This window comes from Segatella maculosa DSM 19339 = JCM 15638 (assembly GCF_000382385.1).
GTDB classification, from domain to species: Bacteria; Bacteroidota; Bacteroidia; order Bacteroidales; family Bacteroidaceae; genus Prevotella; species Prevotella maculosa.
The window spans coordinates 1-17,051 of sequence record NZ_KB908322.1 but is presented as its reverse complement, the minus strand read 5'-3'; the positions used below and the strand labels follow the sequence as shown (position 1 = coordinate 17,051).

The 17,051-nt window shown below is 47.1% G+C and carries 15 protein-coding genes; 10 read left to right on the top strand and 5 right to left on the bottom strand.

Annotation, left to right across the window (positions count from 1 at the left end):
• Window positions 1–48: 48 nt before the first annotated feature.
• Window positions 49–1,866 (bottom strand): arginine--tRNA ligase, encoded by a 1,818-nt coding sequence (gene argS, locus H164_RS0105250; RefSeq protein ID WP_019967645.1) that lies wholly within the window; start codon window positions 1,864–1,866, stop codon window positions 49–51.
• Window positions 1,867–2,306: 440 nt separating this feature from the next.
• Between argS and H164_RS16050 the strand changes: the two genes are divergently transcribed.
• Window positions 2,307–2,429 (top strand): hypothetical protein, encoded by a 123-nt coding sequence (locus H164_RS16050; protein ID WP_262502948.1) that lies wholly within the window; start codon window positions 2,307–2,309, stop codon window positions 2,427–2,429.
• 274 nt (window positions 2,430–2,703) lie between these two features.
• On the opposite strand, the gene H164_RS0105245 is transcribed toward H164_RS16050, so the two are convergent.
• The 3 genes from H164_RS0105245 to H164_RS0105235 form a co-directional block, all read right to left on the bottom strand.
• Window positions 2,704–4,965 (bottom strand): thiol protease/hemagglutinin PrtT, encoded by a 2,262-nt coding sequence (locus H164_RS0105245; RefSeq protein ID WP_019967644.1) that lies wholly within the window; start codon window positions 4,963–4,965, stop codon window positions 2,704–2,706.
• A gap of 299 nt (window positions 4,966–5,264) precedes the next feature.
• Window positions 5,265–6,059, bottom strand: a complete 795-nt coding sequence (locus H164_RS0105240; RefSeq protein ID WP_019967643.1) for a hypothetical protein — start codon at window positions 6,057–6,059, stop codon at window positions 5,265–5,267.
• Window positions 6,056–7,156 (bottom strand): AAA family ATPase, encoded by a 1,101-nt coding sequence (locus tag H164_RS0105235; protein WP_019967642.1) that lies wholly within the window; start codon window positions 7,154–7,156, stop codon window positions 6,056–6,058. Before H164_RS0105235 ends, H164_RS0105240 begins: the two co-directional genes overlap by 4 nt.
• Window positions 7,157–7,499: 343 nt before the next feature.
• On the opposite strand from H164_RS0105235, the gene H164_RS0105230 reads away from it, so the two are divergent.
• The 9 genes from H164_RS0105230 (at window position 7,500) to H164_RS0105190 (ending at window position 16,385) form a co-directional block, all read left to right on the top strand.
• Window positions 7,500–9,167, top strand: a complete 1,668-nt coding sequence (locus H164_RS0105230) for a sigma-70 family RNA polymerase sigma factor (protein WP_025830286.1) — start codon at window positions 7,500–7,502, stop codon at window positions 9,165–9,167.
• A gap of 91 nt (window positions 9,168–9,258) precedes the next feature.
• Entirely contained in the window at window positions 9,259–10,326 is a 1,068-nt protein-coding gene (locus tag H164_RS0105225; RefSeq protein WP_019967640.1) for a radical SAM/SPASM domain-containing protein, read from the top strand.
• 5 nt (window positions 10,327–10,331) lie between these two features.
• The gene (locus H164_RS0105220; RefSeq protein WP_019967639.1) at window positions 10,332–11,396 is read left to right on the top strand and encodes a Gfo/Idh/MocA family oxidoreductase; all 1,065 of its coding nucleotides are present in this window, start codon (window positions 10,332–10,334) and stop codon (window positions 11,394–11,396) included.
• 50 nt (window positions 11,397–11,446) lie between these two features.
• Window positions 11,447–11,977: a hypothetical protein gene (locus H164_RS0105215; protein WP_025830285.1), complete on the top strand. Its 531-nt coding sequence runs from the start codon at window positions 11,447–11,449 to the stop codon at window positions 11,975–11,977.
• A 531-nt stretch (window positions 11,978–12,508) separates the two neighbouring features.
• Window positions 12,509–12,835: an NINE protein gene (locus H164_RS0105210; protein WP_019967637.1), complete on the top strand. Its 327-nt coding sequence runs from the start codon at window positions 12,509–12,511 to the stop codon at window positions 12,833–12,835.
• A gap of 207 nt (window positions 12,836–13,042) precedes the next feature.
• Entirely contained in the window at window positions 13,043–13,681 is a 639-nt protein-coding gene (gene pyrE, locus H164_RS0105205) for an orotate phosphoribosyltransferase (protein WP_019967636.1), read from the top strand.
• A gap of 163 nt (window positions 13,682–13,844) precedes the next feature.
• Window positions 13,845–14,255, top strand: coding sequence for a hypothetical protein (locus H164_RS0105200; RefSeq protein WP_019967635.1), 411 nt, complete (start codon window positions 13,845–13,847; stop codon window positions 14,253–14,255).
• Window positions 14,256–14,482: 227 nt separating this feature from the next.
• On the top strand, window positions 14,483–15,820 hold the full coding sequence (gene argH / locus H164_RS0105195; RefSeq protein WP_019967634.1) for an argininosuccinate lyase: 1,338 nt from the start codon (window positions 14,483–14,485) through the stop codon (window positions 15,818–15,820).
• Between the two features lie 4 nt (window positions 15,821–15,824).
• Window positions 15,825–16,385 carry a hypothetical protein gene (locus H164_RS0105190; RefSeq protein WP_019967633.1) on the top strand — a complete coding sequence of 187 codons (561 nt, stop codon included), beginning with the start codon at window positions 15,825–15,827 and terminating at the stop codon, window positions 16,383–16,385.
• Between the two features lie 406 nt (window positions 16,386–16,791).
• Here H164_RS0105190 and H164_RS0105185 read toward each other — a convergent pair.
• Window positions 16,792–17,051 (bottom strand): transposase (locus H164_RS0105185; protein ID WP_019967632.1); only part of this gene is annotated, 260 nt, incomplete at its 5' end.

Here is a 17,051-nt window from a genome sequence, read left to right as displayed (position 1 = left end):
CCGGGGGAGGCTTTTCTTCTTGGGTCGGTTGGTGCTCAGGGTGGGGTATTACATCCGCTCCGGCACCTCTATCCCCAGCAATTCCATGCCGTTTTTAATCACTTTCGCCACGTTCTGGGCCAGCACAAGACGTGTGATTCGCTCGTTTTCAGCGTCGGTATTGAGGATACTATAGTCGTGATAGAACTGGTTGAAGTCCTTGGTCAGCTCGTAACAGTAGTTGGCGATGCCGCTCGGACTGTAGTCCTTGCCGGCCTGTTCAACGACTGTTGCGAACTCATTGAGCTTCTGAATGAGTTCGATTTCCTTTTCGTTGAGCGGCATTTTGGGGCTTAATGCCGTGGGAAGTGCGATGTTTTCGGCCTCAGCCTTACGCAGAATGGAACGGATACGCGCGTAGGTATATTGAATGAAAGGACCCGTATTGCCGTTGAAATCGATGCTTTCTTCGGGGTTGAAGAGCATGTTCTTGCGGGCATCTACCTTGAGAATGAAGTACTTCAGCGCTCCCATTCCCACGATGCGTGCCACGTTTTGCTTCTCTTCCTCGGTCATATCCTTGAACTTTCCCAGCTCATCACTGGTCTTACGGGCGTCGTCTATCATCGCAGCAATCAGCTCGTCGGCGTCTACAACCGTTCCTTCACGGCTCTTCATCTTGCCATTCGGCAGTTCAACCATACCGTAGGAGAAGTGCACAAGCTCCTTGCCCCACTTGAAACCAAGGCGATCAAGCAAGATTGAAAGCACTTGAAAGTGATAGTTTTGCTCGTTTCCTACGACGTAAATCATCTTATCTATCGGGAAATCCTTAAAGCGCATGTCGGCCGTTCCGATGTCTTGTGTCATGTAAACTGACGTTCCATCGCTTCGAAGCAACAGCTTTTGGTCGAGCCCGTCGGCCGTCAAATCGGCCCAAACGCTGTTATCCTCCTTGCGGAAGAAGAGGCCCTTGGCGAGTCCTTCCTCCACTTTTTTCTTGCCTTCGAGGTAGGTTTCCGACTCATAATAAATCTTATCGAAACCCACACCCAAGGCCTTATAGGTCTCATCGAAGCCAGCATAGACCCAGTTATTCATCTTTTCCCAAAGCGCACGCACCGTTTTGTCGCCCTGTTCCCACTTCACCAGCATCTCTCGGGCCTCTTTGATGAGGGGCGCTTCGGCCTTTGCTTTCTCCATGGCAGCGTCTTCCGAGAGGCCTTCCTGCATGTAACGGGCCTTCAATTCGTCGCATTCGGCCTTGTAATGACGGTCGAATGCCACGTAGAAATCACCTATCAAGTGGTCGCCTTTCTTGCCGGCTTGTTCGGGTGTTACACCGTTTCCCCACTTCAACCACGCCAACATCGACTTGCAAATATGAATGCCTCGGTCGTTAACGATGTTCGTTTTAACCACCTTATTGCCGTTGGCTTCCATGATTTTTGCCAGCGACCAGCCCAGAAGATTGTTGCGTACGTGGCCTAAATGCAGTGGTTTATTGGTGTTGGGCGAGCTGTATTCGATCATCACCAAGGGCGAATTGTCGGTCGCTTTCCGCTCGCCGAACCTCGCTTCGGTATTGATGTCATTGAGTAACCCGACCCAAGCTTCCTTGGCAATCACAAGGTTCAAGAAGCCTTTCACCACGTTGAAGGCGGCCACTGCCGTGCATTTTGCCACCAAAGCCTCGCCGATTTCCTGCGCCGTCTGTTCGGGATTCTTCTTCGAAATCTTCAGAAACGGGAAGACAACCAGTGTCAGGTTGCCCTCAAAACCGCTACGTGTCTTTTGCAGTTGCACCATCTTGGCAGGCACTTCCTGCCCGTAAAGCTCCTTCACTACGCCGATGACAGCGTTGCATATCGCGTTTTCAATGTTCATACCGGTAATTATAATCGTTTGAATTCAGTTGCAAAAATACAACAAAAAGGAGAGATTGCAAAATAAATAAAACGTTTTAGGTGTTTTACGGGAGTGGAATAAGAAAATAACATCAATCATGTTATCGCGCAATATAGGCGGGATTGCACGGCGAAATGGCCACGATGGAGATGTAGGGACGCACGGCTCGTGCGTCCGCCCAAGCAAAGTAAGTGAATAAGTGAACGGAGTAAACAGGTTAACAAGCGGGCAGTAATCGGGCTATAAACAGGCCATTGGAGCGGACGCACGGACCGTGCGTCTCCTATATTTGTCCAAACAACTCTCGGTTTCAACCCTTTTGATAATCAACGACTTATGCCTTGCTTTTCAATCTCAGCCATATTACCATGCAATTTCAGCCATATTGCACGCTAATCTCAGTCATTTTTGCGTGCAATATGGCTGAGATTGGATTGCTGAATGGCTGCGAGGAGATTGTAGGGACGCACGGCTCGTGCGTCCGTCCAAGCAAAGTAAGTGGACAAGTGAACGGAGCAAACAGGTTGACAAGCGGGCAGTAACCGGGCTATAAACAGGCCGTTGGAGAGGACGCACGGGCCGTGCGTCCCTACATGCAGTGTAACAATCAACTTATTTCCCTATCTACTCGTCTGCTTGTCAACTGAAACGTGAACGGACGCACGGGCCGTACGTCCCTACATGCGCATAAATAATCAACTTGTCCACCCGTTTACGCGTGTATTATCAACTAAAACGTGAATGGACGCACGAGTTGTGCGTCCATTCATACGTTTAAACGGTTTGCCACATGGGGCATGTGACGATGCAACGTCGTTACGGCTTCACGAAACGGCGGGTAAGAACACGTCCGTTGTCGGCAACCTGAATGAGATAGACGCCCGGTGCAAGGTCGGAAATCGGGAGAGCGAGGCGCGCAGGTGCAGTTGCATCAACGTGCTTCATCAGCCTTCCGTTGAGGTCGAAGAGCTTAGCCCATTGCAAACGGTTGCCTTGCAGGGTGACCATATTGCCGTCGGTGGTCAGCTTGAAGCCTGAAACGGCCGCGTTTTCAATGGCGGTGGTCAGCTTCGATACGTCGATGAAGGTGTCGTCCTTGTCATAAACCTTGCCCACGGCATAGTGATTGGCCGCAGGGTCGTCGATTCCGCTGGCATTGTCCTCTATCAATACGAGCTTGACGGTGTATTTTCCTTCGGTAAACGTGGCCGGAATGCTGACCGTGAAGGGCAGCAACGTGACGTCAAAGCCCGTGAAATCGGTCTTTTGTTCGCGACGAACCTCCATAGCCACAGTGCCGTCGGCATTGAGCAACTGGAGTTTGGCATAGCAAGTACGCTCCAATCCGCCCTTGTTTCTGACGTAGAAGTTCACTTTTTCTTCGGTTCCGGGTTTGATGCGCGCCACTGAAGGTTGCTCGGCAAGCTGGAAACCGGCATCGATATAGTCTTCTTCGGCCACGCGCACCGTACCGTTGTTAATCTCAATCACCATTCGGGGTGCCAGTTTCATGCGGGTCCACTCGCCCCAGCTGCCGTCTTCTTTCTTAGGAACGCAGATGGGGAGCAGCTGATAGTAGCCGTTGCCTTGCTTGATGGCCTCGGTGAGGTCGATTTTTATTTGCTGTGGGGTGACAATCACGTTGTCGCGCTGCATCACACCATTGTCATAGGTGCCGAATACGCGCTGCGTAAACCCACCGTTTGCATGGTCGTCGGACGGACAAGGGGTGATCAACTTGCCTTCCATGTCGTAGATTCCGACGCCGACGTCGCCTTTGAACCCTTTACCTTTGTTGATAAAGTAAACCATTTCCACGGCCGGCATGTTCTGAATGCTAAAGGTTTTGGCGTGGCCGGTGGGCAAATTGAGGGCTCCTTCCGACGTAAACTTCAGCTTCGGACTGTCGGCCAGCAGTGAAGGGTCTATCGGTTTCTCTCCCGACCTGTTGGGATGGGCGAGAATGGCTATCAGTCCGACTTTGAAGGTAAGCGGACGGCCGCCGAACTCACTGCCGCTCTGCGACACATCGGCTGCCGTTAGCGAGAAATAGCCGTCACTTTGACCGCCCCAACCAAAGTTCATGTGGAACAATCCACGCTCGTCCACGCCGTCGGTCACCCATGCATGGCCCGAAGAGCCCACACTATACGACCCGGCAAGGTAGACCGGATAGCCTTTGAGCAATTCTTGGCGCACGACTTCAGTGAAACCTGCCGTTCCTTCATCAGCCCTTCTCACGAAAGCTGTCGTATAATCGAAGTTCACTTGCAGGGCGTGCTCGGCTGCTTCATTATAAGCTCCGCTCGAACCCGGGTTATATTGCGTCTTAGTGGCCATGCCGGCATCGTTCATCAGCAGTGCCACGGCGTCTTTTTCGACGTTGGTTGAGGGGTGATGATAGTCATAGACGTTCTTCATGTGAGCCCAATCGTAGTGCGATTTGGTGAAGTCAACGTGCTTCTCCTCCTCGTCCGACACCACGGTATAAGTGACTTCGCCACGTCCTTGCACCGGCCATTTGTGGTAAAACATGATTTGTGCCATCGCTGTAGCCACGCAACCGGTGTATGGATAGCCTACGATTTTGTTGTAAGGATAGATTTGATTCCACTTGGTTGTCAGCAACGGAGCCACCGTTTGCTGTGCGGAACGCGTTCGTATGGCTGGTTGTGCGGCGTCGGGTTGCTGTTGCAGCTGTACAAAACGCTCGCGATAGGCCTGCAACAATAGCTTTACACCGGGGTTGGCATTGAGCGTATCCAACGTTCCCCCGTCGCTATAGGCAAGCAATTCGCCCATGGCATCGTCTCCGGAAACGACAACATAGCCTTTACCATGTACGTCGTTGAAGACATAAAAGGGCGACGCTTCTGCACCGTTTCCGCCTCGTGTATGCGGCACAACGGCCTTTCGACGGTCGGGAGTGATGTATTTTCGCGCGATATCGAAAGCTTGTTTCACTGAAACCTGCTTGGCATGCACCGGCAAAAAGATTGAAAACAAGAGGGCCGAAAGCACGCATGCGAGGCGTGAAGGCTTCATGAAGCTGTTGTTTGTTGGGTTCTTTTGTTGCATTGTCCTGAATGTTTTAGTTCAATATTGTTTGTTTTTCCCTCGTTCGCAGCCTGTCTAACGGTGTGTATCGGGCCTGCCAGCCGTTCAAGGGAGTCATTTTTCGTATCCTTACAATCGACTATCACCGGTTAAAAAACATGTTCAAATGATGATAATCGCCCGCAAAGGTACGGAAAATAGTTCATTCCGGCAATGATTTCAGCAAGTATTATCACGAAGTATGATACAAACCGAAAGTATTTCGTATATATTTGTATGCGATTTACATCTGTAAATCGTAGATTTTAGGCAGCTAAGACCTACTTAAAGTATTCATACAGAAACAAAGGGAATGAACTTAATATAGCTATCTCTCTTTTATCATTATCATGCCACTGCAACTGATGACGGAATATCTTTGCTTGGGAGATGGAGTCTTTGTCTTGTGGTACGGCATAAGAATGCCCACAAATATAAGCAGCCTTCATAATATTCTGCTGTTTCAGCAATTCCCAGTTGGATTTTACGATTTGAGCATCCATGGTTCCATCAAGTAAGATTCCTTGGTAGGCTTTATAGTCAGAGAACTGTTCAGCTTTTGCCTTGAAACTTCCATGGCATTCGTCCAATGTTGTTGTATAATAACAATAATTGTTGTCGGGAAGTAGTTTGGTATATTTCAATGCTTCTACCATCGGATAATTAATAAACAACTTCCCTGTCTCGGTTTCTTCATTGAAAAAAGATAGAAGTTGCGCGAGCCTTTCGTTATTCTCTTCCAACACTTTCTCCAATCCGTAGTCTGGATGCAGCTCCAAGACGTGGAAGGCATGTTGAAAATCATAATCGAAGAAAAGAAATATCTGGTCAATATCAGAAGAGTGTTCTATCGAACTTAATTGATCAGGGTAGAGTTCCCGCAATACAGCAACTATATCTGAGGCGTTTTCTATGCTTTCAAAATCAGCATCATAGTTCTTTAGCCTACAGTAAAGAGCGTAAATGTTGCTTCCGAAGACATAGATGATATCCTCTTCTTCCCTAAAATACAATTCTTTTATCGTCCTATATATATTAGGTTCGACCTTTGCTCCCTCAACAACAAACAGAATCATAGGCTAAATGCATTGCCACGGAATAGTTTTTCAATGTTATGTCCAAAGCGTAGTTCCTTGTTGGTGCACTCATTCAGCGGTTTAATCTTATTGTTGTTGATAATGAAATTACAGTCGGGACGCAACAAATCGTTGCTCATAAGATAAGTATTGTGTGAAGACGTGAATGCTTGACAATCCAAAGAGAACAGTAATTTACACACTTCATAAGACAATCGATAGTGATAAAAAGCATCAAATTCATCGATAAACACGAACGAAGCAGACGACATTTGCTTGATCCAATAGTAAAGTAGCATCAAAGCTAACGTACCGGTAGAGGCGATTTTATCAAAGGGAACCTTCTTGGCGTCAAAGGAACACAACAGAACTTTATCTCCTTCCGAGGGAGGAATAAAGTCAAAAGACTGCTCACTCACCCTTTTAATAAAGTCAGAGAAGTCATTGACAAGTCCTTTGCTAATAATAAACTCATCAAGGTTTACAGGAGCTGTTACCAAACCTATAAACTCTCGCGTTTCAAGACAACGGAACCAAAGCATGGAGTTGACAAAGGTTTGTAGTCGGATAAGGTAATGTTTCTCGGGTAGGGGATAGGAAGTGAGAAGGAAATTCACGACAGATATGTCGTTGGCATTCTCTGCAAGACCTTTCTTTACAGCATCATCCATTGGGAATTCCTTGTCATTAATTGAAAATTCTTTTCCTTTGCGGACAAAAACACCTTCACCATTCAGTGACAGTTCTTCGGCTTTGATCTTGCCGTTTGCGTCTTTTTGGTAGGTATAATCAAGTTCGTCTTCACCAAATTTGAAAGTATAGTGAAAGTGAACCAAAGGCTGTTCGCTGCCGGCATACACGAAGTTGTCATAATAGTCAGCTTTCTTCCATCGCTGAGAAAGATGATTGACGATATCAAACAAGGCCAAAGCAAAGTTTGACTTCCCCGAACCGTTCGGACCATAAACGATTCCGTTCTTCACAATGCCGTCTTTAATGGCAAAAGTATTGAATGAATAATTGCTAGGTCTATTCAAACTCCATGCTACCTTATCGTTAAACCCGCGATAGTTGGCTACAGCAAACTTTATAAGCATATTACATTCTTCCGTTAAATGTGTCTTGTTGCAAAGATACGATATTATTTTCGTCACCCGTAATAATTTTACGGATATTTAATCTTTTCTATATTCTTATTAAATGTAAATGACTTCGTATCGATTGACTTCCTATATTTCAATTCATCATGGGGACAAAAATGTGATAGTATTTATGCCGAACCGACATAAATCTTCATACCTTTGCAACAACAGACGATGACTTGACATGGCAAATCCCTTGAAGAACTTTAATTCCGATACACAAAAAAACGTTAAACCGTGCAGTCTTTCCACACAACCCGACTCTTATTCCAAATGGATATTTCTTGTTGAAAATCGCATGATACGGATTGATGCTTGCAAAAACGGGGACAAACAGGCCCTCGGAGAACTCTATACGACTTATGCCGACAGGCTTCTTGCCGTTTGTCGGCACTATATGAAAGACGAACATGTAGCCGAAGACGCTCTGCACGACGCCTTCATCATCATCTTCACGGCCCTGCCCAATCTGAAAGACGAGGCGAAATTGGAGGGCTGGATGACCGCTATCGTGAAGAACCTCTGCTTGAAATATCTTCAAAATGCTGACAAAGACATCGTTTCCCTTTCGCAAGCTGCCATCGAAAAGCAGGAAGATAATGGCGAAGAATCACAAGAAATAGAACTTGATACCTTGCTTTCGGCCATCGAAAAGCTGCCGAATGGAAGTCGGGAAGTATTCAAACTCTCGGTGCTGGAGGGTCTTTCTCATCAAGAGATCGGGCAACTTCTCGGCATCAACCCACACAGTTCGTCGTCGCAGTTGGCCCGTGCTAAGAAGCTGTTGCGCACATTATTGAGCGCTTATTGGAAGCTGTTCTTGCTGCCCGTGCTCATTCCGTTGTATGTTTATTTTGTGACAAGAGAGCGAAACGGCGGAATTTCGGAGGAAAAACCGGTACGGAGAAGTCTCGGTAAAGCACATCCGAAGCCAACATCCGGTCCATCAAAGCCGGGCACGGAGCCGCCCCGATACGTCACTCCCGCCTATACTGACGCCAACCTGCGCCATATAGCGGCAAAGACGACCGGCAAAACCGCGGAAATCTGCCCCGAAACGGACAGCATGCACATGGCCTTCCGCACGGATTCCCTGCCGAAAAGTATGCCGACAGACCTCGGATCGGCAGACTCACTGCTCCGTCTTGCGCCGCGTTTTAAGGACAAGATGACGGCATTGCACGGAAATACGGCCCCCGACATCGGCTCTCGGCAACACTATCCATGGACGTTCAACCTCGGATATGCGTCGAATGCCGACGCAAACGGGGCTGCTGCTCAACTGAACTATCTCTCCGTGGTGGACTATGCCAATGGCGGTGCCACGGCAAAGCTCCGTTCTTGGGCCGATTATGAGGACTATCTGACCCGCAACAATGCACTGATGGACTCCGTGGAGCGGGCAAAATTGCGATGGATCGCACAGAACAATGCTTTTAACGGCAGTACTTTGGGCGAAAAGGCACACCATCATCGTCCGAGGACCCTCGCCCTTTCGGTCAGCAAGCAGCTGAATCCGCACTGGACTTTCGGCACGGGACTGACCTACACGCGGCTGAAATCCGACTTCGAAAGCGAGTTCCACCGTGCAACCCTGCTGAAAACGCAAAGGATAAGCTATGTGGGCATACCGTTAAGGCTCACTTATCGCCTGTGGAGCAAGGGGCGTTTCAACGCCTATACGACCGGCGGCGTGACCTTCGAGATGCCGGTCTACAGTTCAATCCAAAAGAAATATGTCGTCACGGCCGACTCTTCCTACACGCTCAAAGGCAACATCAACGCCCGTTGCCAGTGGTCGTTGAACCTCGGCATCGGCGTGCAATACAAGCTATTCCGCCCATTCAGCTTCTATTTCGAGCCCAACCTGTTCTACTATTTCGGCAATGGTAGTGGCCTCGAGACCTATCGCACGGAGCACCCGCTGATGATTTCCGTGCCCTTCGGCCTGCGATTTACGTGGTAGACAGCAAGGATTAGCAAGGAAAAAGTCATAAATCGGATGCAGTCTTTCTCCAGATTCCGACTCTTTATCATAGAAGAACCGAAAGAGAAAGATGTACACTTTTTACGACTATATCCACAATGGAATCGTTTTTGCAAACAATATATTGCGCAGACGGCACAAAAAGCTCACTTCATTAATGATCTACGCCACGACAAGCTGTCAATCGCGCTGCAAGCACTGCTCCATTTGGAAGAAACCGACAGAACATCTGCGCCTAAAAGATATCATCGCAATCATGAACAGCAAGTGCATCACAAAGCATACCGTGGTGGGTTTGGAGGGTGGAGAGTTCATCTTGCACCCCGAAGCCGACGAGATTCTGAGCTGGTTCGACGTGCATCACCCCGAATATACACTGCTGTCGAATGGTCTTGCGGCCGAGAAAGTGATTTCTGCCGTGAGGAATCACCGGCCCAAACACCTGTATCTGTCGCTTGACGGCAACCGAAACACTTATCAAAATATGCGTGGGTGCGATGGCTACGACAAGGTGATTAAGGTGCTAAAGGCCTGCAAAGACAGTGTTCCTGTGTCGTTGATGTTCTGCCTTTCGCCGTGGAATACGTTCGAAGATATGGCATATGTGATTGATATTGCAAAGAAACAAGGGGTTGATGTGCGTATCGGTATCTACAGCACCATGTCGTTCTTCGACACAACAAAAGGCTTATTGGAAGCTAATAACACCGATTTTATCCGACAAATACCGCCATCTATACACCAAACCAACGAGAACTTCGACTTCGTTGCCTTGTATGATGAGTGGAAAAACGGCCGACTGAAGCTTCGTTGTCACAGCATTTTTAACGAATTGGTGATTTATTCCAACGGTGATGTTCCGCTATGTCAGAACCTCAATGTGGCTTTGGGAAACAGTCACAAGCAGTCACTTGACGAGATATTCAACGCGCGAACGAGTTGTAATATCCAATGCCGGCATTCCAAGGAATGCAACCGTTGCTGGATAAACTACCATCGGAAGTTCGACATTATCCTGCTGAGAAACTTGGAAATTGTGCTCCCCAAGCGCGTGATAGCATGGTTTTACGGCCCATACCAATGGACCACGGACGACAAAACGACCTACAAAAAGCATTTCAAACACTTAACAACATAACGAATATGGGATATTCAGATAAACTTATCGGCCGATACAAGCACCTGCGTAGCATGCGCGAACTCGACAAAGTCTATGCCTGTGAATACGCACTCGTGGGCTTCGGCAGTCATTGCACGGCCAATCTGCTACCTACTATACAGCATCTTCAATTGCCGTTGAAGTATGTTTGCTGCACATCGGAGCGCAAGGCCGCGCTAATTTCAAGGAAATACGGCGGCATCAAGGGTACAACCTCTCTGCAAGACCTATTGAATGATAAATCCATTGCAGGTGTTTTCGTGGCTACCCGCCCACAGTTTCATTTCCAAATTGCAAGCGAAGTCATCAAAACCGGCAAGGCTTTATTCATCGAAAAACCACCTTGTGAGACCGAAAACGAACTGAATGCGTTGACGGATAGCGCCAAACAGTATGGCCCGGCGGCTGTCGTCGTGGGCCTTCAAAGGCGTTTTGCACCTGCTACACAAATCCTTTTGAAGCGGTTGAAAAGTGAATACACACACCATTATCATTACCGCTACTTGACCGGACACTATCCTGAGGGTGATGCCCTACTCGAATTGTTTATCCATCCGCTTGATTATGTCACGTTCCTTTTTGGTAAAGCCAAGGTGAAATCAGCCGAAACGATAGCTTGCAAAGGTGGCGGACAGACCTTGTTCCTTATCTTAGAACACCGAGGGGTAACGGGAATGCTCGAGCTTTCGACGGCTTATTCATGGCAACATGCCCAAGAGCGACTAAGCATCAATACGAATAAAGGCCACTATGTGCTGGACCGAATGGAGCAACTCAATTTCATTCCCTGTTCATCTTCGGTGTTCGGCGTTCCGATGGAGAAAGTTTTCCGACGCAATACGCCTGTTGTCAGCCTCTACGGTCGCAACGGTTTCGTGCCGACCATAAGCAACAATCAGCTCGTTTCGCAAGGATTCCTCTCCGAAATCGAGACTTTTGCCGACAGTGTTGAAGGTCGAAGCGAAGCAAACAATGCGTTCGGCCTTGAAAGCATCAGGCTTGTTTATGCGTTAATGGCAGAAATAAACGCACAGACAGGCAAGGAATGAAAGCGAATAGCGTTTATATAATATATTGATAACTTATTAAATTCCTCATGATGAAAAAGATTTTTATGGGTTTGATCGGGCTTATCGGCTTGTCGGCCTGCTCATCCGAGAACATTGTTCTTGAAGCTTTCAAGGTTTACGACGTATCGAACGGACCTTGCACAGATGCTTTGTCAAGGACAGAAACGCGGCCCGACTTCTTTGCTGCACAGTATGAACAACCCACCACACTGAATATGGAGTTGGGAAAAGACGGTGTTGCCCGGTGCAGACTTGAAGATGTAAAGGGCAACTGCGGTGTAAAGAAGATTTATGTAAACTGCGTCAATCAAGCCAATCGACTGATTCTGCTGGTGTATAACAACCTTGTCGAGGCGCCACTTGACTGCATTTGCAAATATGATGTGGATTTCAAGATGAATATAACGGCCCCCGGAAACTACGATTTGCGCGTGTATTATGCGCGATCTGACATGAAGTACGATGAAAACGACCTCGCATACAAGGGCGAAGTCAACCTTTCTGCGGGCAAGAAAACAAGCGTGAAGCTCAATCCCGAAATGATGTTGCGGGAGAAATAAAATCAGAGAACAAGAGTTTCATGCAGAAAAGAATATGTAAGACTATATTCCTTTGTTATTCATTAAACTTTATTACCTCGTATAAACGATATAATAACATCTTAATATTAGTGCGTATGAGTTAATATAGGAGTATAAGATTCATATGTCCGCTCAAAAGTATAAGTACTTTTCAAGAAGTCTTTTGCCCTATAATTTATACTCTTCTATAAAAAATAAGAAAAAAAATAATGTAATTATATTGTAATTTACATATAAAATACTATCTTTGTAGTCGTTAAGTAGAGAGTTCGCACTCTCTATTGAACAATAGCCTAATCGTCGTCGAACTACCACACTGACATGAACAGGCTAATTTACAGAACTTACCCATTTGGTAAATGTTTCTACGTCACATGCGTAGAACTGCTCCTATGGGTAAGTTGGCTGTGGTAGGCCATGACGACGTTAGGTAGTGGTTCTACGTTTTATTGCGTTTCATTATGCTGCTGCCGTTTACAGATTATTGTCTAATTAAAAATAAAATGTAACATGAGAAGTAAAAAAACAGCAACAATTCTTAGTTTCTTTTTAGGTGGCTTAGGTATTCATCGTTTTTATCTTGGTCAAACAGGGTTGGGGGTATTATATTTCGTATTCTGTTGGACTTTTATTCCTGCTTTTATTGCATTAATTGACTTCATCGTTTTACTCTCAATGAGTGAAGAAACATTTAATCAAAAGTACAATTTTATGGGAAACCCTCATAGTAACGGTGTTAATTCAAGTAGTGAAGAGATAAAAAAGCTATACGAACTAAAAGAAAAAGGGATAATTACTCAAGAAGAGTTTGATTTAAAAAAGAAAACCACACTTTAATACTAAAATACGGGGCCAAGGCTCCGTATTATTTTTTCTTTATCCGTAAATTGTCTACAAGGTCTATACTTCCTTATTGTGTTTGTCTCTTATTTTATAGGACTGCAACCATATGTGATAACATGATAAAAATACGGCATAAAAGTTTGGAGTATGGCATAAAATAAACTAACTTTGCAACGAGTTATCACCAAAAACCGGACTATAATGGACAAACTAAAGAAAGATTTTGCATCAAAGTTGCTGAAGGTGAAAGCCATCAAGCTGCAGCCAAACAATCCTTTTACATGGGCATCGGGCTGGAGTTCGCCGTTCTATTGCGACAATCGCAAGACATTGTCTTATCCCGTGCTGCGCAACTACGTGAAGTTGGAGTTGGTGCACAAGATATTGGAGCACTTTCCCGACGTGGAAGCCATCGCAGGTGTGGCCACTGGGGCCATTGCACAGGGCGCGTTGGTAGCCGATGCACTGAATTTGCCTTTCGTTTATGTCCGTTCCAAACCGAAAGACCACGGCTTGGAGAACCTCATTGAGGGCGAATTGAAGCCCAACATGAAAGTGGTTGTCGTGGAAGACTTGGTTTCTACCGGTGGAAGCAGCCTGAAAGCGGTAGATGCTATCCGCCGGAATGCCTGTGAGGTCATCGGTATGGTGGCCAGCTATACCTATGGTTTCCCCGTTGCCGAGGCCGCTTTCAAGAAAGCCGACGTGAAACTTGTCACGCTCACCGACTACGAACACGTGGTTGCCGAGGCTCTGTCCACGGGCTATATCGCCGAAAGTGACATTGATGTGCTGCACGAGTGGCGCAAAGACCCGGCTAATTGGAAAAAAGAGTTTTGAATGTTATTGATTGAATGTGTAATGATTTTTATGTAAAATGAGGAATGAAAGCTTCAGATTTGTGCATGAATGCAACGCTACACACCTCATTTCTCACTTCACGTTCAACATTTCTCATTAACAACAATCCTCATTCAACACTCCACAGTCCACATTATATCTCATGACAACATTTGAAAGTACAATCCGACAAATAGACTATTCGCAGCAAAGCGTATACAACTTGCTGAGCGATTTGAGCAATATCGACAGGGTAAAAGACCGCCTGCCCGCGGACAAACTCAACGGGCTGACGTTCGATACCGACTCCATTGCCATCACAACGCCCATGGGTGCCGTGAAACTGCACATCATTGAGCGCGAAGAACCCAAGTGCATCAAGTTCGAAACGGCCGAAAGTCCGCTCCCATTCAACTTCTGGATACAGATTCTTCCCATGGATGAGCAACGCAGTAAGATGAAACTCACCATCAAGGCCGACCTCAATCCCTTTATCAAAGGCATGGTTTCGAAACCCTTAAAAGAAGGAATTGAGAAGATTGCCGATGCATTGCAGGCGATAAAGTATGAGTAGGGGCCTCCCCTAACCCCTCCAAAGGAGGGGAAAACTAATCGGAAAGACTCCCTAAACTTATTAAAAAGAAGTGCCAGACCTTGGTAAAGGAGCGGGAAAGCAACCATGGAACAACTTGTTCGTTCTTGTATTGCCATCGATAATCATTCTAAATATAAACTATTCCTAATAAAACCCCGCGCAAATTAGGGCTCCCCTCCTTTGGAGGGGCTGGGGGAGGCTCTCTTATGTCTAACAAACTTTGGGAAAAAAACTTTGAGGTGAACCGTGAAATCGAGCGGTTCACGGTGGGTAACGACCGCGAGATGGACCGCTATCTTGCCAAATATGACGTGCTCGGGTCAATGGCCCACATCACCATGCTCGCCCACATCGGACTCTTGGAGCAGCGAGAACTGACGCCACTCTTGGCCGAACTCAAACGCATCTACGCCCTTTGCGAAGCCGGAACATTTGAGATTGAAGACGGAGTGGAGGACGTTCATTCGCAAGTGGAGCTGATGCTCACCCGCAAGTTGGGCGACATGGGCAAGAAAATTCATTCGGGACGTAGCCGAAACGACCAAGTGCTCGTCGATTTGAAGCTTTTTACGCGCCACGAACTCAAGGAAATCGTAGACCAAGTAAAACTGCTTTTCGACGAATTGATAGTGAAAAGCAACCGCTATCAAACCGTGTTGATGCCCGGTTATACGCATCTTCAAATTGCTATGCCCAGTAGTTTCGGCCTTTGGTTCGGTGCCTATGCCGAAAGTCTGGCCGATGATATGCTTTTCTTGCAGGCAGCCTACCGGCTCACCAACCGCAATCCGCTGGGCTCGGCAGCCGGATATGGTTCCTCGTTCCCACTTGACCGCACGATGACTACCCAACTATTGGGCTTCGATTCCATGAACTATAACGTGGTATATGCCCAAATGGGGCGCGGAAAAACGGAGCGCAACGTGGCCTTTGCCATAGCTTCTGTGGCCGGAACGCTGTCAAAACTGGCCTTTGATGCCTGTCTGTTCAACTGTCAGAACTTCGGTTTTGTCAGACTTCCCAAGGAATGTACCACCGGAAGCAGCATCATGCCGCACAAGAAGAACCCCGATGTCTTCGAGCTTATTCGGGCAAAAAGCAATAAGATTCAGGCGCTTCCGCAACAGATCGTGCTGATGATGAACAACCTTCCCACAGGCTATTTCCGCGACCTTCAAGTCATCAAAGAGGTCTTTCTGCCCGCTTTCAACGAACTGAAAGACTGCCTGCAGATGACAGCCTACATCATTAACCGAATGGAAGTGAACGAAAACATCTTGGAAAACCCGATGTACGACCCGATTTTCTCGGTCGAAGAGGTCAATCGAAGGGCTGCTTCGGGTACGCCGTTCCGCGATGCTTACAAGCAAGTGGGGCTGGAAATCGAGGCCGGAACCTTCAAAGCCGACCGCCATATCCGCCATACTCACGAAGGAAGCATCGGCAATCTCTGCAACGACCGGATAGAACAACTGATGAACGAAACCCTGAAAGGCTTCCATTTTGAGCGTATGACCGAAGCCGAACGAAAGCTGTTGGAATAAAAAAATGAAGAAATTGATTTCTCTCTTGGCTGCTCTCCTGTGGCTGACCGGCTGCGGTGACGTTCAAAACGAATACAGCAACTTCCGACCTTATTTCATGTTCGAGAATAATGTCCACCAAAATCCCCGCTTGGCCGAGGCGATGACGCCCCATAGCGGTATGTTTTGCACGGTAAGATTGCAGAACACGGGCGGTGTCCTCTGTTATGTGTTCACCAACAGCAACGGGCAAACCAAGGAAACGCTCCTCAACGACCGCGATAAACAGCGCACACGGGTGCTCGGAATCAACAATGGTCTCATCGTTGGTTATGGCAATCTGAACGATCCACCAACCTTTTATGCCTACGATTTGGAGTGTCCCAACTGCTTCAACCCCGATGTTTTCCCACTTAAAAGCAAGCCCTTGCAACTCGCTTCGGGCGGCATTGCCGACTGTAACGTGTGCAAACGCCGCTATAACCTCAATGCCGGAGGGCTCGTTATCAGCGGGGAACGGGGCAAACCCCTCACGCGTTACCGTGCACAAACCACGGGACCGTATGGCACACTGACCGTAAATTGACGCCAAAATACCTGCCGTTCCCTACCTTACCCTTTATTTCGACCCACGATATCCACCCATTGGCAACCCATTGTGCCCGCAACAAGCATGTAGGGACTTTGACTTTGAACATTGAAGTTTGAATATTGAACTTTGGGATTTGCTATGTTAAAAAATGATTTGCATGCTTTGAGGCATGTAGGGACGCACGGTCCGTGCGTCCGCGCAAGGAGAATGAAATACAAATGCACGATTATTACGGCGGACGCACGGACCGTGCGTCCCTACATGCATTCGAACAGCTCATTCAATCAATCATTTTATGCATTAGTATGGACAATGTGGGTATGTAGGGACTTTGACTTTGAACATTGAAGTTTGAATATTGAACTTTGGGATTTGCTATGTTAACGTGAGTTCGATGAATTTAGAATAAAGCAAGCTGTGTGTCAAATGTCCTTTGCACTCTGACGCATGGCTTCTTTGGAAATAGGCAATAGGCAGCAATGGCACCCAGAAGGTTGACGATGAAATTGTCGAAGCACCTATGTCGGGAATGTTCTACCTGCGCTATATTCTTAAGTTCATCGTTTATGGTTTCTATGATGGCCCTCTTTCTGAGTAGTAACTTATCGGGAACGCTCATCAACGCACCTTTCATATTATTTTTCAGCTTGGTAATAAGCT

What these genes read in the sequence shown, in the direction of transcription:
- H164_RS0105240 (WP_019967643.1), bottom strand. Translation starts at nt 6,059, where the DNA reads ATGATTCTGTTTGTTGTTGAGGGAGCAAAGGTCGAACCTAATATATAT.
- H164_RS0105215 (WP_025830285.1), top strand. Translation starts at nt 11,447, where the DNA reads ATGAAAAAGATTTTTATGGGTTTGATCGGGCTTATCGGCTTGTCGGCC.
- H164_RS0105225 (WP_019967640.1), top strand. Translation starts at nt 9,259, where the DNA reads ATGTACACTTTTTACGACTATATCCACAATGGAATCGTTTTTGCAAAC.
- pyrE (WP_019967636.1), top strand. Translation starts at nt 13,043, where the DNA reads ATGGACAAACTAAAGAAAGATTTTGCATCAAAGTTGCTGAAGGTGAAA.
- H164_RS0105230 (WP_025830286.1), top strand. Translation starts at nt 7,500, where the DNA reads ATGATACGGATTGATGCTTGCAAAAACGGGGACAAACAGGCCCTCGGA.
- H164_RS0105200 (WP_019967635.1), top strand. Translation starts at nt 13,845, where the DNA reads ATGACAACATTTGAAAGTACAATCCGACAAATAGACTATTCGCAGCAA.
- H164_RS0105235 (WP_019967642.1), bottom strand. Translation starts at nt 7,156, where the DNA reads ATGCTTATAAAGTTTGCTGTAGCCAACTATCGCGGGTTTAACGATAAG.
- H164_RS0105220 (WP_019967639.1), top strand. Translation starts at nt 10,332, where the DNA reads ATGGGATATTCAGATAAACTTATCGGCCGATACAAGCACCTGCGTAGC.
- H164_RS0105210 (WP_019967637.1), top strand. Translation starts at nt 12,509, where the DNA reads ATGAGAAGTAAAAAAACAGCAACAATTCTTAGTTTCTTTTTAGGTGGC.
- argH (WP_019967634.1), top strand. Translation starts at nt 14,483, where the DNA reads ATGTCTAACAAACTTTGGGAAAAAAACTTTGAGGTGAACCGTGAAATC.
- H164_RS0105190 (WP_019967633.1), top strand. Translation starts at nt 15,825, where the DNA reads ATGAAGAAATTGATTTCTCTCTTGGCTGCTCTCCTGTGGCTGACCGGC.
- H164_RS0105245 (WP_019967644.1), bottom strand. Translation starts at nt 4,965, where the DNA reads ATGCAACAAAAGAACCCAACAAACAACAGCTTCATGAAGCCTTCACGC.
- argS (WP_019967645.1), bottom strand. Translation starts at nt 1,866, where the DNA reads ATGAACATTGAAAACGCGATATGCAACGCTGTCATCGGCGTAGTGAAG.
- H164_RS16050 (WP_262502948.1), top strand. Translation starts at nt 2,307, where the DNA reads ATGGCTGAGATTGGATTGCTGAATGGCTGCGAGGAGATTGTAGGGACG.